Here is a 13,710-nt window from a genome sequence, read left to right on the forward strand (position 1 = left end):
CTTACGCCTCCGACCACCTCGGCGAGAGGGCGAGTCACCGCGCTCACAGGCGCGAGCGCCTCGGCGGAACGACCGAACGGGGCGAAGGGACCAAACGGTAGGATGGTGAGGTCAAACCCCACGACGATTCGGAGCAGTCCATCACCATGGCCAAAATCATTTACACGCGCACCGATGAAGCGCCGCTGCTGGCGACGTACTCACTCAAGCCGATCATCGAAGCCTTCGCCACCTCGGCGGGCGTCGACGTCGAGACCCGGGACATCTCCCTGGCCGGCCGTGTGCTTGCCCAGTTCGCCGATCGTCTCCCCGCCGACCAGCAGGTCGCCGACGCGCTGACCGAGCTCGGCGAACTCGCCAAGACCCCGGCAGCGAACATCATCAAGCTCCCCAACATCTCCGCATCCGTCCCCCAGCTCAAGGCCACGATCGCCGAGCTGCAGTCCCAGGGCTACGACCTCCCCGATTACCCGGAGGAGCCCGAGACGGACGAGGACAAGGACGTCAGGGCCCGCTACGACAAGGTCAAGGGTTCGGCCGTCAACCCGGTGCTGCGCGAGGGCAACTCCGACCGCCGCGCACCCGAGGCCGTGAAGAACTACGCGAAGAAGCACCCGCACTCGATGGGCGAATGGTCGCCGAACTCGAAGACGAACGTCGCGACGATGGGTGCCGACGACTTCCGCGCGAACGAGCAGTCCGTCGTCATGGACGCCGATGACACGCTGAGCATCGTGCTCGTCACCGAATCCGGCGACGAGGTCGTCCTCAAGGACTCCCTGCCCGTGCTCGCCGGCGAGGTCGTCGATGCGACGAAGATGAACGTCGCCGCCCTCGACGAATTCCTCCGCGCGCAGATCCAGCGCGCCAAGGACGAGGGGATCCTCTTCTCCGTCCACCTCAAGGCGACGATGATGAAGGTCTCCGACCCCATCCTCTTCGGCCACGTCATCGAGGCGTTCTTCCCCGAGGTCTTCGCCGAGTACGGCGACGCCCTCGCCGAGGCGGGGCTCACCCCCGACAACGGCCTCGCCGCGATCCTCGCCGGCCTCGATGAGCTGCTCGCCGAGGTGGCCGAGGGTGTCCGCGCCGGCATCGAGAAGGGTCTCGCCGATGGTCCGGCACTCGCCATGGTCAACTCCGCGAAGGGCATCACCAACCTCCACGTGCCCTCCGACGTCATCGTCGACGCCTCGATGCCGGCGATGATCCGCGTGGGCGGGAAGATGTGGGACAAGGACGACCAGACCCAGGACACGCTGGCCGTCATCCCCGACTCCTCCTACGCCGGCATCTACCAGACCGTCATCGACGACTGCCGTGCCAACGGCGCGTACGACCCGACGACGATGGGCACCGTCCCCAACGTCGGCCTCATGGCCCAGAAGGCCGAGGAGTACGGCAGCCACGACAAGACCTTCGAGATCGAGCAGGCCGGCGTCGTCGAGGTCCGCAACTCCGCCGGTGACGTCCTCATGAGCACCGAGGTGGCCCCCGGTGACATCTGGCGCGCGTGCCAGACGAAGGACATCCCCGTCCGCGACTGGGTCAAGCTCGCCGTCACCCGGGCCCGCCTGTCGAACACCCCCGCCGTGTTCTGGCTCGATGAGACCCGCGCGCATGACCGCAACCTCAAGGCGAAGGTCGAGGAGTACCTCGGCGATCACGACACCGAGGGCCTCGACATCCGGATCCTCAACCCCGTCGATGCGACCCAGTTCTCGATCGACCGGATCCGTGAGGGCAAGGACACGATCTCCGTGACCGGCAACGTCCTGCGCGACTACAACACGGACCTCTTCCCGATCCTCGAGCTCGGCACCTCGGCGAAGATGCTCTCCGTCGTCCCGCTCATCGCCGGCGGCGGACTCTTCGAGACGGGTGCCGGCGGTTCCGCACCCAAGCACGTCCAGCAGCTCGTCGAGGAGAACCACCTGCGGTGGGACTCGCTCGGTGAATTCCTCGCCCTCGCCGAGTCGTTCCGCCACGAGTTCAACGTCCACGGCAATGCCCGCGCCGGCGTGCTCGCCGACACCCTCGACGCCGCGACGGGACGCTTCCTCGAGGAGAACAAATCGCCCTCGCGCAAGGTCGGCGAGATCGACAACCGCGGCAGTCACTTCTACCTCGCCCTCTACTGGGCGCAGGAGCTGGCGAAGCAGACCGAGGACGCCGAGCTCGCCGCCGCGATCGCCCCGGTCGCAGCCGAACTCGAGGAGAACGCCGAGACGATCGCCTCCGAGCTGCTCGCCGTCCAGGGTTCGCCTGTCGACCTCGGCGGGTACTACAACCCCGACGATGCGAAGACCGAAGCGGCGATGCGTCCGTCCGAGACCCTCAACCGGATCGTCGCGACGCTGAGCGAGAAGGTCTGAGGCAGGCCACAGCACACCGGCGACTCGCATCGCACCACTGACTCATGGGCCCATCAGCATCTATGATGGTCCCATGAGTTCTCAAGACCCCCGTGGACGCTCCCAGACGCCCGAAGAGCTGCTCGCCGAGACCGATGCGCTGCTCGGCCAGTCCCAGACGCCTGCCGGACAGTCGCCGGCCGGCCAGGCGCCCATAGAGCGGTCGCCCGCGGGACAGTCGCCGACAGGGCAGTCGCCGACGGGGACCTCGCGCACCAAGGAGCAGCGCGGCGGAATGTCCGCTGGCATGTGGATCTCGCTCATCCTCGGCGCGGCCATCGTCGTCCTACTCCTCATTTTCATCCTCCAGAACAACGTGCCCGCCGACTTCCAGTACTTCGGCTGGCAGTTCCAGCTTCCCCTCGGCGTCGCGATGCTCTTCGCGGCGATCGGCGGCATCTTCGTGGCAGGCATCATCGGCTCGGTGCGGATCTTCGTGCTCAGCCGCCGCCTGAAGAAGATCGAGAGGTCAGGCCGCTGAACCGCCCGATGCACCCCGACTTCACCGTTCTCCCCACCGATCTTCCCGCTACGTTCGTCCTCGCCGACACCGCCGGAGCCGCCGCATGGGCGCGCACCGACGAGGCGATCGCCTCAGTGCTCACCGAGCAGGAGCAGAACTATGCCAAAGAGTTCGACGCCGAGGCGGCTCTGACCTGGGCGGCCGGCCGCGTCGTTCTCCGCCACGTCCTCGGGTCGGTCCTCGACCAGGACCCCGCGGCAATCGAGATCCGGCTCGACTCGGCGGGAAAGCCACGCATCGACGACGGCGAGTTCTCGGTCACGCGGGCACGCAGGCTCGTCCTCATCACCGTCGCCGAGGATCCGGTCGGCATCGACCTCGAGGCCGTGCCCGACCACGCCGTCGCCGCCGAAGCGCTCACGCTGCTCCATCCGCAGGAACGCGAGGAGCTCGAATCCCTCGCCAAGGCGGACCTGCCTGAGGCCTTCGTGCGCGTGTGGGCGCGCAAGGAGGCATTCCTCAAGGCGCTGAGCACCGGTCTCGCTCGGGATCCCGGCATGGACTACATCGGCTCGGGTGAGACGCCGCAGTCCCCGCACCCCGACGTCGACATCCACGACCTCGTCGAGGGCGTTCCCGCCGGCTACCGGGCCGCGATCGCCTTCAACCGCTGATTCCTCAGGGCGCCGACCGCGCCTCGGTCAAGGCGCAGCGCGGATCGCCGCGCGCCCAGCCGTCACCGCCGCTCGGTCAAGGCGCAGCGCGGATCGCCACGCGCCCAGCCGCCACCTCCGCTCGGTCAAGCCGGAGCGCGGATCGCCGCGCGCCCAGCCGTCACCGCCGCTCGGTCAAGGCGCAGCGCGGATCGCCGGCCGAGGAACCCCCGCGATCTGCGCTGCGCCTTGACTGAGGGCCCAGACTGCGAGCGATCTCCGAGACAGCGAGCGATCTCCGTGGGGTGCCACTCATCGCAGGCCACCACCGTGCCGCGCAATCCCGGTCAAGGCGCAGCGCGGATAGCCACGCGCCCAGCCGCCACTGCCGCTCGGTCAAGGCGCAGCGCGGATCGCCGGCCGAGGAACCCCCGCGATCTGCGCTGCGCCTTGAGTGAGCGGGGTGGGCGACGGCCTCGGGTGCGCGACGAGCGTGAGTGACCGAGCGTCTGGGGTAAGACAGGCGCGCGGGCTCAGGCCTCGTCGGCGAAGTCGGGGCCGTTGGCGCCGGTGGTGAAGACGATCGCGATCGCGAGCGACACGAGGGCGAGGACGCCGAAGAGGATGTAGCCGCCGGCAGGATTCTCCGCGGCGGCGAGGATGATTCCGACGAAGACCGCGACGATGACTGCCGAGTCGGCGAGCATGACGTGCAAGAAGTAGGTTCTCGCACCCTTGCTCACGCCGTACGAGATCTCCGTGGCCGAACTGAGGAAGAGCAGGACCGCCGCGGTGATGACGATCCACGTCGGGGCGAGGAAGAAGTCCCGGAGCCCGGGCATGAAGACGAGCAGGGCTACCGCGGCGAGGAGCTTGACGATTCCGTCGACGACGTACACGGGCTTGATCATGCTTCGATCCTATCGGCTCTGCGGCGGGCTCCTCAGAGCGCCGTCGTTCCCCGCGGCCTGACCCGGGGCAGCCTCGCCGCCCACCCGCGCAGCGTCGCCGGTCTCATGTCACGCACCGCCGTCGCCGAGCTCCCTGATCTCCCCGAGCACCCGCCGCAGGACGCTCGCCTCGACGTTCGAGTGCGCGAGGACGATGCCGTGACGGACCGCGCTGTCACCGCTCCAGCCGTCGGCGAGCGATGCCACCCGGATACCGCGTTCGAGCAGCTCACTCTGCAGCCTCCTCGCCTCCCGCGCGCTCGTCTCGATGACGAGCGTCCTGCCTTCGTGGACGAGTCCGGGCAGAGTTCCGACCTCGGCGACGACCGCCTCGGCGGCCCGCAGACGACGACGCCCCCGGGCGATGCGCCGCCGCAGGCCACCCGACTCGAGGTAGCCGGCCACCGCGGACTGGAGCACGGGTGCGATCGCCGGTCCCCACGAACTACGCACCTCGGCCATCGCCGTCCCGAACCGCCCGCCGCGGGCGACGACGTACCCGGTCGAGACAGCGGTGGTCAGCAGGGTCGAGAAGGTGCCGATGTGGACGAGGTCGACGTCGAGCTCCATCGACCCGGCCAGATCGAAGAGCGTGGGCACCGCGGTGCGCTGGAACCGTGCCTCACTGTCGTAGTCGTCCTCGATGACGACGATCCCCGCCTCTGCCGCCCACGTCAGCAGCGCGATGCGCGTGCTCACCGGCATCGTCGTGCCATGTGGGAACTGGTGGTTCGGGGTGACGACGATCGCCGCGGCCCGGCCCTCGAGGTCCGAGAGCCGCCCGATGTCGAGTCCGGTGGAGACGTCGAAGGGGATGAGCTCGCGATCGGACATCGCCAGTCGCAGCCCGGGGAAGCCGGGGTTCTCCACCCCGATCGGGCCGGTCAGACCCGAGGCGAAGAGCAGCCGCAGTCCGTCGCGCGAGCCGCTGGTGACGATGAGGTCGTGCGGGTCGACGCTCATCCCCCGGAGCAGACGGAGATGATCGGCGATCGCCCAGCGGGCACCCGGCTGTCCGAGCGGATCGGTCGTGCCCGGGTCGACGTCGAGAGCATCCCGCCAGGCCCTGCGGAACGCGGGATCGCGCAAGGGGTCGTCGCCGCCGTGACCGGGCCGCAGATCGATGAGTCGCCGAGGCGGTCGCCGGGGCACCGTGGGCGGTGCGGGGGCCTGCGCCCGCCGCAGCAGCGCCGCCGGGAGGTCGGGGTCGACGATCGTCGCCGACCGTTCCCGCGTGAGGAGGTAGCCCTCGACCGCGAGCTGGGCATACGCGGTCTCGACCGTCCCGCGGGAGACGCCGAGGTGGCCGGCGAGCTTCCGACTCGCAGGCACGGGCTCTCCCGGCCGCAGCTCCCCGCGCGCGACGAGGTCCCGGATCCCGGTGACGATCTGGTCGGGCAGCGGCGAGTCGTGGTCGAGTGCGATGCCGAGGGACTCACGGGTCGAGCGCGGAAGTGCGGGCATGGCTCTATGCTACCCACTACTGGCCCAAAGTTCTCAATGGATTCTGGCTCTCTCGATGGGCCACATTGAGCTCTAGCCTGGAGGGGACACGTCGGCGACCGACGTGCAGACAAACCCTTGTCCCACCCATCCACGGGTGCCCGTCCCCCTGGGCATCCGGGTGACAGAAGTGAAGCGAAGGCACAGCAATGACCGAGACACAGACCCTGCTCAACACCGGACTCGCCCAGATGCTCAAGGGCGGCGTCATCATGGACGTCGTCAACGAGGAGCAGGCCCGCATCGCCGAGGCCGCCGGTGCCTCCGCCGTCATGGCCCTCGAGCGGGTCCCCGCCGACATCCGCGCCCAGGGCGGTGTCGCTCGGATGTCCGACCCCGACCTCATCGACTCGATCGTCAACGCCGTCTCCATCCCCGTCATGGCCAAGGCCCGCATCGGCCACTTCGTCGAGGCGCAGATCCTCGAGAGCCTCGGGGTCGACTACATCGACGAGTCCGAGGTCCTCTCCCCCGCCGACTACGTCAACCACATCGACAAGTCCGTCTTCACCGTCCCCTTCGTCTGCGGGGCGACCAACCTCGGCGAGGCGCTGCGCCGCATCCAGGAGGGCGCATCGATGATCCGCTCGAAGGGTGAGGCCGGCACCGGCGACGTCTCCGAGGCGATGCGCCACCTGCGCACGATCAACTCCGAGATCCGGGCACTCGGCGCCAAGAGCGAGGACGAGCTCTACGTCGCAGCGAAGGAGATCGCCGCCCCGTACCAGCTCGTCAAGCAGGTCGCCAGCCTCGGCCGCCTCCCCGTCGTCACCTTCGTCGCCGGCGGCATCGCCACCCCGGCCGATGCCGCGATGATGATGCAGCTCGGCGCCGACGGCGTCTTCGTCGGCTCCGGCATCTTCAAGTCCGGCAACCCCGAGGCCCGCGCCAAGGCCATCGTCGAGGCGACGACCCACTTTGACGATCCCGCCGCCGTCGCCGCCGCCTCCCGCGGTCTCGGCGACGCCATGGTCGGCATCAACGTCGCCGACGTCCCCGCCCCGCACCGCCTCGCCGAGCGCGGATGGTGACGGTCGGCGTCCTCGCCCTCCAGGGAGCGTTCCGCGAGCACCTGAGCGTGCTCGGCGCCCTGGGGGTCGGGACCCGCAAGGTCACCCGCCCCGAGCACCTCGACGGGCTCGACGGGATCGTCCTGCCCGGCGGGGAGTCGAGCGCCATGGTCAGGCTCGCCGCTCCCACGGGACTCTTCGGCCGCCTCGGCGAGAGGATCCGGGACGGCCTGCCGGTCTTCGGCACCTGTGCCGGACTCATCCTCCTCGCCGACCGCCTCACCGATGATTCGCTGGCAGGCTTCGACCGCCTCGGCGGGCTCGACATCACGGTCGCCCGCAACGCCTACGGTCGCCAGCGGGAGTCGTTCGTCGCTCCCCTGACAATCACCGGGATGACCCCGGATTTCGACGGCACGTTCATCCGTGCCCCGCAGATCGTCGACACCGGAAGCGCCGAGGTGCTCGCCCGTCACGACGGGACCGCGGTCCTCGTTAGGCAGGGAGATGTCTGGGGTGCGAGCTTCCATCCGGAGTTGGGTCCGGACACGAGACTCCACGCGGAGTTCGTGCGAAGATTGGGCCATGACGACTGAGGCGATCGACACGCTCAAGACCGGATACACCTTCGACGGCGCCACCCTCGACCTGGGGGTGGCGCTCGACGGGGAGACCCCGGCACCGGACGTACCCATCTCGATTCCACTCTCGATGCTCAACCGACACGGACTCGTCGCCGGGGCCACCGGCACCGGCAAGACCGTCACCCTCCAGGTCCTCGCCGAGCAGCTCTCCCGCGCGGGCGTTCCCGTCTTCGCCTCCGACATCAAGGGCGACCTCTCGGGCATCGGGGCGCCCGGGGTGCCCTCGGACAAGCTCACCAAGCGCCTCGAGGCCGCCGGTCAGGAGTGGGACCCGAAGGCGAACCCGACGGAGTTCTACACCCTCGGCGACTCCGGACTCGGGACTCCGATCCGGGCGACCGTGACCTCGTTCGGGCCCATCCTGCTCTCGAAGGTCCTCGAACTCAACGACACCCAGGAATCGGTCCTCTCCCTCGTCTTCCACTACGCGGACAAGGCCGGTCTCGCGCTCCTCGACCTCTCCGACCTCCGGGCGGTGCTCACCTACCTCACCTCGGACGAGGGCAAGGCGGAGCTCGAGGGCATCGGCGGGGCATCGAAGGCGACCGTCGGCGTCATCCTCCGCAAGATCGCCGAACTCTCCGCGCAGGGCGGCGACGTCTTCTTCGGCGAACCCGAGTTCGACACCGCCGACCTGCTCCGCGTCGACGAGAACGGCGCGGGCATCGTCTCCGTGCTCGAGCTGCAGAAGCTCAGCCAGTCCCCCGCGCTCTTCTCGACGTTCCTCATGTGGCTGCTCGCGGACCTCTTCCAGGATCTGCCCGAGGTCGGCGATGCGGACAAGCCCTCCCTCGTCTTCTTCTTCGACGAGGCCCACCTCCTCTTCGCCGACGCGTCGAAGGCGTTCCTCGAGTCGGTGACCCAGACCGTGCGGCTCATCCGCTCGAAGGGCGTCGGCGTCTTCTTCGTCACGCAGACACCGAAGGACGTCCCCGAGGACGTGCTCGCCCAGCTCGGCTCGCGCATCCAGCACCAGCTGCGAGCGCACACACCCAATGACCAGAAGGCGCTCAAGGCCACGGTGCAGACCTTCCCGAAGTCCGGCTACGACCTCGAGGAGCTGCTCACCTCGCTCGGCATCGGCGAGGCCGTCGTCACCGTCATGGATCCCGACGGCGCCCCGACTCCCGTTGCCCCGACCCGGATGCGCGCCCCGGAGTCGAAGATCGGCCCGATGAGCGAGGACGAGGTCCGTGCCGCCGTGGCCGCCTCCCCGCAGCAGAAGAAGTACGGCACTGCGATCGACAACGAGTCCGCCCGTGAGATCCTCACCGCCCGTCTCGAAGGCGGAGCCGCAGCGAAGGAGGCCGAGGACAAGGCCGCCGGGCAGGGCACAGCAGGCGCCGAGTCGGGGTCAGCAGGCGCCGAGTCGGGGGCCGCAGGCTCGGCAGACAAGGTCCCGTTCCCCGAGGATCCGGCACCGCGGTCGCAGTCGAAGGCTCCCGAGAAGAAGGAGGAGGAGAACCTCTTCTCGCAGGTCGTCAACTCCTCCGCGTTCAAGCAGTTCACCCGGACTGCGGCCAGGGAGATCGCCCGCGGCATCTTCGGCACCTCGCGCCGCCGCCGCTGAACAATCGCGGCTGAGCTGTCGCCGCTGAGGCGGCGCGGCTGAGTTGTCGCCGGGCCGACGCTGGGCCTCCGCTGGGCCGGCGTCGCCAACGCCGCTGAGCCGTCGCCGCTGAACCCGCCGCCGGTCTATCGCGCCGGCGCCGCTGAGCCGTCGCGGCGCCCGGGAGACCGGTTAGCGTCGGCGCGACCTCGATTCGGCGGGGACGATGACGTCGAGGATGAGCTCCCCGGTGTCGATCTCGACGGCGACCGCCTCGCCGAGGTGGTCGCCGTCGAGCTGGATCGGCGCAGGCTCGGAGACGGTGATCGTCGACCGCCGTGCCGTCCAGTAGCGCATCGCCGGGTCCCGTTCGGGGTGCCCGCGCAGGCAGGCGGCACCGATGCCGACCCACTCGCCGAGGCGACGGGCCGCCGCACCGGGCCCGAGGACGACGGCGAGGAATTCGAGGTCTTCGCTCACCGCCTCGGCGCCGGGGAAGACCGGAACGGGACCTGCGGGACGCCGCGTCTTCGCGGCCATGACCGACCAGACCTCGAGTTCCTCGCCGTCGATGCGCGCTGGCAGCTGCGGGGCGAAGAGCGCGAGCAGCGCGCCTCTCGCATAGCCGAGCAGCCCCCACGCGCGGTCGTGGGCGGCGACGGCGCGGGCATCGCCGCCGATGCCCGCCAGCGAGAGGAAGTGCTCGTGACGGACCGCACCAGAGGCGTCGAGGAACTCGGCGACCGAGACGGGGACGCCGGCCCGGGCGGCGGCTCCGTGGAGGAAGTCCTCGCACAGCGCCAGACCTGACCGTGCCGTGTGGAGGCCGAACCCGCGGGAGAAGACATTGGCTGTGCCCGTGGGGACGACGAGGACGGGGACCCCTGCGGTCGCGAGGATAGGGGCGGCGGATCGGAGGGTGCCGTCCCCGCCGAGGAGGACGACCGCCTCGGCGCCCCAGTCGACGAGGTCCTGCGCCTGCCGTGACCCGGGGGCCTCCGGGGTCGTCGAGGTGGTGCGGTATCGGATGTCGAGTGCGGTGAGCAGACCGACGAGGCGATGGTAGGCGCGGTGCGTCCGGGCGTGGACCGGGTTGACGATGATCCCGATGCGCATGTGCCTGCTCCTCCTTGAACGAACTCTCGGACGAACTCTTGGACGAACTCTCAGACGAACGCCGGATGGGTGCTCGCGACGGCGTCGACCCGCTCCGCGTCGATCGTCTCCCCCGGGAAGGGATCGACGAGGACGCGCGGGCCGCTCTGCTTCGGTGAGCGCTTCCACGTGCCGCGCACGCGCGTGCCCTCGACGACGGTGTTCTTGAACATCCCGTTGCCGCCGGGGACGACGGCGCGCTCGTGGCCGGGATCGAGGGTGCAGCTGCGGTCCTTGTAGCCGAGGATGAGCTCGTCGAAGCCCGGCAGCAGGGTGAGCGCGTGGGCGGCATCCTCCCAGACGGACAGGCGGTCCTCGAGGTCGGGGGCCTGGACGTGCTCGACGTCGTCGATCGTCACGGCCGCGATGTCGCCCGAGTCGACGAGTGAGGCCAGGGCGGCGCGGATCGGGGTCTTCGGCAGACCCGTCCACCGGGTTGCGTCGTCGACGGTGACCGGTCCGTGGCCGAGAACGTAGCGGCGCATCCATTCGCGCAGGGCGGCTTCGGTGTCGATTCCGGCGTCGGCGGAGGGATCGCGCAGGGCGAAGGCGAGTTCGTCGCGCCCGGGCACGAACCCGGACTGGATGAGCAGACCCTGCATCGAGAGGTTGGTGATGAGGTGCCGCTGTCGTCCGTACTCCTCGTCCTTGGAGATTCCTGTCATCAGCGGGGAGAGGCTGGCGACGAGGTCCTCCCGGCTGAGCGGGCCGCGGTCGGCGATGGCCGCTTCGACGAGGGCGGCGGCGGTCTCGAGCAGCGGTTCGTCGACGCCGAAGTGGGCCCGACGGGTGGCTTCGGCCTTCCACCGCCGCGGCGCGGTGAGGCGGAGGATCCACCCGACGTCCTCGGCAGTCGTGAGGTGGACCGTGCCGCGCTGGGTCCACGTGCGCACGATCGATCCGGACTCGATCTCCGCGCGAACCTCGGCGAGGTCCCGGGTCTGCGTGCGCAGCGCCACGGAGACGAGCGCCCCGCCGAGCGCCTGGGCCTGCACGCACGCGAGCCGACGGACCGCCTCGGCGGGGGTGGGGGCATCGGACCCGACGAGACCTGAGGAGATCATGCGAGCCGCCGAGATCTGGGCTGAGTCCATGGACTCAGCGTAACGCGCGGACCTCACCATCTATTACGGTCGAATAACGAGTTGCGCCTCACAACATGACTGACAGCATCTGTTGTGAACGATGTCCGATCATGGAGGGGCAGCACTCCCCACCCACAAAGGAATCCCGAAGTGACTTTGAGCCCCATCAGAGCACGCGACCGCCTGGTCGACGACACCTGCACACGGGCCGTGACCGAGCACGGCCTGCTCTTCATGGTCTCCGGCTACGCGGGGACCGGCAAGACCTGGCTGCTGCGCGCGATCGGCGAGCGGATGATCACAGCGTCGACGGTCTGCTTCGCCACCGCCGACGAGTTCGAGAAGGAGATCCCGTACAGCTTCATCGAACGGCTCCTGAGCACCTGCGCCGCTCCCTTTCCGATCATCGATCCGACTCGTCCGCCGATGGAGATCGCCCGGGAGATCCTGCTCGGGCTCATGGACAAGGGCGACGGCCGACTGCGGACGATCATCGTCGACGACGCCCAGTGGATCGACATCGAATCCCGGCTGGTGCTCCGCTACATCGTGCCGCGCGTGATGCGACAGGGACTCTTCATCGTCGTCGCCGGACGACTGCCCGACATGGATTCGACCGCGATGACGTTCTTCGCCGATCTCGCCGAATCGACCCCTGGAGGGATCACGAAGGTCCTCGAGCCGCTCAGCGTCGAGGAGATCCGGGCCCTGGCCGTCGACGTGCTCGGGGCGTCGATCTCCCCGTTCACCGCCGAGACGCTGCGCAATTCGACGGGCGGGTCGTTCCTCGGCATCGACAGCATCTTCCGCCGCATCACCCCGCAGGAGCGCAACAAGCTCCACCTCCTCTGGGACATCCCCATCCGCGGCGTCGAACCGGCGCGCAACCCCCTTCTCGGACCGTTCCACATGCTGCCGCCCGCCGCGAAGGCGGCCGTGGAGATCGTCTGCTGTGCGGGTCCGGAGACCAGACCGACGACCGTCGCCGAGGTGGCCGACCGCCTCGGCGAGGACGTCGAGATCGGTCCCGCTGTCGCCGCCTCCGTGCTCACGGAGTCCGGGTTCGGTTCGACGGTGTCCCCACGGCATTCGCTCATCGCCCACGCGGTGCGGCAGATGCTCCCGCGCGCTCGGGCCCAGGCGATCTACTGTCCTGCGCCTTAAATTCGGTCTGTAAGTTGTAGGATTGGAGTATGGCGCGAACTGGACGACCCAAGGCCGAACTGATCCTGACGGATGAGGAGCGGGAGCAGCTTGAGCGCTGGACTCGGCGTCGTAAGTCGTCTCAGGCGCTCGCGTTGCGCTCGCGGATCGTGTTGGCGTGTGGGGATGGCATGTCGAACAAGGACGTGGCCGCGTTGGTGGGTTGCTCGGATCCCACGGTGACGAAGTGGCGCTCTCGGTTCGTGGAGGCCCGTCTGGACGGTCTCGTTGATGATCCTCGCCCGGGGCGCCCGGCGACGATCACTGCGGAGCAGGTCGAGGATGTCGTGGTCGCGACGCTGGAGTCGACGCCCGCGAACGCGACGCATTGGTCGCGGGCGAAGATGGCCGAGCGCACCGGACTGTCGAAGTCCACGATCGGACGGGTATGGAAGGCGTTCGGTTTGAGACCTCACCAGGCGGACGGATTCAAGCTCTCTAACGACCCGCTGTTCGTGGAGAAGGTCTACGACATCGTCGGCCTCTACCTCGACCCGCCCGAATCCGCCGTCGTTCTTTCGGTGGATGAAAAATCTCAAGTGCAGGCGCTGTCGCGGTCACAGCCCGCGTTCCCGATGATGCCGGGCATGCCCGAAAAGCGCACGCACGACTACTTCCGACACGGCACGACGAGCCTGTTCGCGGCGATGAATGTCGCTGACGGCACGGTGATCGCGTCCACCCATCGCCGACACCGTGCGGTGGAGTTCAAGAAGTTTCTGCAGAAAATCGATCAGAACGTGCCCGAGCATCTGGATGTGCATGTTGTCTGCGACAACTACGGCACACACAAGCACCCGGCCGTGACAGCGTGGGTCGAAAAGCACCCCCGGTTCCACATGCACTTCACGCCGACGTACTCATCGTGGATCAATCAAGTCGAGCGGCTCTTCGCCGAAGTCACCCGCGAACTCCTCCAACGCTCAGATCACCGCAGCGTGCAAGCACTGGAGAAAGACCTCCGCGGCTGGATCAAAGCATGGAACGAGAACCCGAAACCCTTCATCTGGACCAAGACCGCCGACGAGATTCTCACCTCCATCGGACGACTTCTACAACGAATCAACGGCGCGGGACACTA

12 protein-coding genes are annotated in these 13,710 nt (G+C 68.7%); 8 read left to right on the forward strand and 4 right to left on the reverse strand.

Going from position 1 to position 13,710, the window contains the following annotated elements:
• The first annotated feature begins 146 nt into the window (after nucleotides 1-146).
• From EZE58_RS14385 to EZE58_RS14395, 3 genes are all read left to right on the forward strand, one after another.
• Entirely contained in the window at nucleotides 147-2,375 is a 2,229-nt protein-coding gene (locus EZE58_RS14385; protein WP_009375146.1) for an NADP-dependent isocitrate dehydrogenase, read from the forward strand.
• A 73-nt stretch (nucleotides 2,376-2,448) separates the two neighbouring features.
• Nucleotides 2,449-2,895 carry a lipopolysaccharide assembly protein LapA domain-containing protein gene (locus EZE58_RS14390; protein WP_040340946.1) on the forward strand — a complete coding sequence of 149 codons (447 nt, stop codon included), beginning with the start codon at nucleotides 2,449-2,451 and terminating at the stop codon, nucleotides 2,893-2,895.
• Nucleotides 2,896-2,903: 8 nt separating this feature from the next.
• Nucleotides 2,904-3,551 (forward strand): 4'-phosphopantetheinyl transferase superfamily protein, encoded by a 648-nt coding sequence (locus tag EZE58_RS14395; RefSeq protein ID WP_009375142.1) that lies wholly within the window; start codon nucleotides 2,904-2,906, stop codon nucleotides 3,549-3,551.
• A gap of 512 nt (nucleotides 3,552-4,063) precedes the next feature.
• On the opposite strand, the gene EZE58_RS14400 is transcribed toward EZE58_RS14395, so the two are convergent.
• The gene (locus tag EZE58_RS14400; RefSeq protein WP_167560784.1) at nucleotides 4,064-4,441 is read right to left on the reverse strand and encodes a hypothetical protein; all 378 of its coding nucleotides are present in this window, start codon (nucleotides 4,439-4,441) and stop codon (nucleotides 4,064-4,066) included.
• 108 nt (nucleotides 4,442-4,549) lie between these two features.
• A complete protein-coding gene (locus EZE58_RS14405; protein WP_009375137.1) occupies nucleotides 4,550-5,944 on the reverse strand; it encodes a PLP-dependent aminotransferase family protein in 1,395 nt (464 codons plus the stop codon).
• Between the two features lie 188 nt (nucleotides 5,945-6,132).
• On the opposite strand from EZE58_RS14405, the gene pdxS reads away from it, so the two are divergent.
• The 3 genes from pdxS to EZE58_RS14420 are packed head-to-tail and all read left to right on the forward strand — an operon-like array spanning nucleotide 6,133 to nucleotide 9,207.
• Nucleotides 6,133-7,014 (forward strand): pyridoxal 5'-phosphate synthase lyase subunit PdxS, encoded by an 882-nt coding sequence (gene pdxS / locus EZE58_RS14410; protein WP_009375135.1) that lies wholly within the window; start codon nucleotides 6,133-6,135, stop codon nucleotides 7,012-7,014.
• Complete coding sequence (gene pdxT, locus EZE58_RS14415) at nucleotides 7,008-7,589, forward strand: pyridoxal 5'-phosphate synthase glutaminase subunit PdxT (RefSeq protein WP_009375133.1); 582 nt, start codon at nucleotides 7,008-7,010, stop codon at nucleotides 7,587-7,589. Before pdxS ends, pdxT begins: the two co-directional genes overlap by 7 nt.
• On the forward strand, nucleotides 7,579-9,207 hold the full coding sequence (locus EZE58_RS14420) for a helicase HerA-like domain-containing protein (protein ID WP_009375131.1): 1,629 nt from the start codon (nucleotides 7,579-7,581) through the stop codon (nucleotides 9,205-9,207). Before pdxT ends, EZE58_RS14420 begins: the two co-directional genes overlap by 11 nt.
• Nucleotides 9,208-9,378: 171 nt before the next feature.
• On the opposite strand, the gene EZE58_RS14425 is transcribed toward EZE58_RS14420, so the two are convergent.
• Both EZE58_RS14425 and EZE58_RS14430 read right to left on the reverse strand, forming a co-directional pair.
• Entirely contained in the window at nucleotides 9,379-10,302 is a 924-nt protein-coding gene (locus EZE58_RS14425) for a diacylglycerol kinase family protein (protein WP_009375129.1), read from the reverse strand.
• A 50-nt stretch (nucleotides 10,303-10,352) separates the two neighbouring features.
• Nucleotides 10,353-11,435: a winged helix DNA-binding domain-containing protein gene (locus EZE58_RS14430; RefSeq protein WP_009375127.1), complete on the reverse strand. Its 1,083-nt coding sequence runs from the start codon at nucleotides 11,433-11,435 to the stop codon at nucleotides 10,353-10,355.
• 147 nt (nucleotides 11,436-11,582) lie between these two features.
• Here EZE58_RS14430 and EZE58_RS14435 point away from each other — a divergent pair, with 147 nt between their 5' ends.
• Both EZE58_RS14435 and EZE58_RS14440 read left to right on the forward strand, forming a co-directional pair.
• Nucleotides 11,583-12,590: an ATP-binding protein gene (locus EZE58_RS14435; protein WP_167560786.1), complete on the forward strand. Its 1,008-nt coding sequence runs from the start codon at nucleotides 11,583-11,585 to the stop codon at nucleotides 12,588-12,590.
• 29 nt (nucleotides 12,591-12,619) lie between these two features.
• The coding region (locus EZE58_RS14440; protein WP_009376884.1) for an IS630 family transposase at nucleotides 12,620-13,710 on the forward strand (1,091 nt) is incomplete at its 3' end.

This window comes from Brevibacterium sp. LS14 (assembly GCF_012027885.1).
GTDB classification, from domain to species: domain Bacteria; phylum Actinomycetota; class Actinomycetes; order Actinomycetales; family Brevibacteriaceae; genus Brevibacterium; species Brevibacterium casei.